The following is a 1,274-nucleotide window of genomic DNA, read 5'->3' as shown; positions in this document are numbered from 1 at the left end:
GGCCTTCCAAACAGATACCCCTGGAACCCCTCGCACCCGTGCAGCCTCAGGAACGACAGCTGCCCCGTCGTCTCCACCCCCTCCGCCACCACCTCCAAATCCAGGCTCTTGGCCAGCGCCAGGATCGTCCGAACAATCGCCGCGTCGTTCGGGTCCGTCAGCACGTCCCGCACGAAGCTCTGGTCGATCTTCACCTGATCCAGCGGCAGGCGCTTGAGGTAACTCAGGCTGGAATAGCCGGTGCCGAAGTCATCGAGCGCAAACCCCACGCCTTCGCTCTTGAGCTGCACCATGCGCGCGATGGTGTCTTCGATGTCGCCCAGCAGCAGGCTTTCGGTGAGTTCGAGCTTGAGTTGCCGGGGGTCGGCGTTGTGGTTCTTGAGGGTTTGCAGCACTTCGGCCACGAAGCCGGGTTGGCGGAACTGGCGGGCGCTGACGTTGACGGAGATGGACAGGTGGGCGGTGTCTGGGTGCTGGCTCCAGCGCTGCAGTTGTTCGCAGGCGGTCTGGAGCACGTATTGGCCCAGGGGGAGGATGAGGCCGGTCTGTTCTGCCAGGGGGATGAAGTCGCCGGGGCTGATCATGCCGCGCTGGGGGTGGCGCCAGCGCACCAGGGCTTCTGCGCCCAGCAGGCGGGCGTGGTGGTCCACGACGGGCTGGTAGTGCACGAGCAACTCGCCCCGGGCCAGGCCCTGGCGCAGGTCGGCTTCGAGGTTGGAGCGGGCGTTGACGGCTGCCTGCATGTCAGGGTCGAAGAATCTCTGGGTGTTGCGTCCTGCGGCTTTGGCCTGGTACATGGCCAGGTCGGCGCGCTTGAGGAGTTCGTCCACGGTGAGGCGTTCGTCGCCAAAGAGGGTGATGCCGATGCTGGGGGTGCTGTAGTGCTGGGCGCCGTCCAGGTCAAAGGGCTGGTTCAGGCTGGCCAGGAGTTTTTCGGCGACGGTTTCTGCCTGGGTGGCGGCGTTTTGCAGGTCGGGGGCCAGGGCTTCGAGCATGACGACGAATTCGTCTCCGCCGAAGCGGGCCACGGTGTCGGCTTCGCGCACGCTGCCCACCAGGCGGGCGGCGACCTGGGCCAGGAGCTGGTCGCCCATGTCGTGGCCCAGGGTGTCGTTGAGGTCTTTGAAGTTATCGAGGTCGATGAACAGCAGGGCCCCGAGGTTCCTGGTGCGCTGGCAGGCGGCGATGGAGCGTTGCAGGCGGTCCAGCAGCAGGCGGCGGTTGGGCAGGCCCGTGAGCGCGTCGTAGAACGCCAGGCGTTCGATCTCCTGTTC

At 66.2% G+C, this 1,274-nt stretch carries 1 protein-coding gene; it reads right to left on the bottom strand.

The genetic code is table 11. The annotated features are described in order from the left end of the window. The coding region (locus N4G42_RS25410; protein WP_260669171.1) for a putative bifunctional diguanylate cyclase/phosphodiesterase at positions 1–1,274 on the bottom strand (1,274 nt) is incomplete at both ends.

Origin of the sequence: Acidovorax sp. K2F (assembly GCF_025246485.1) — a bacterium.
Lineage (GTDB): Bacteria > Pseudomonadota > Gammaproteobacteria > Burkholderiales > Burkholderiaceae_C > Acidovorax > Acidovorax delafieldii.
Note: the sequence above shows the minus strand (reverse complement) of the source record. Positions and strands in the feature narration are given on the sequence as shown.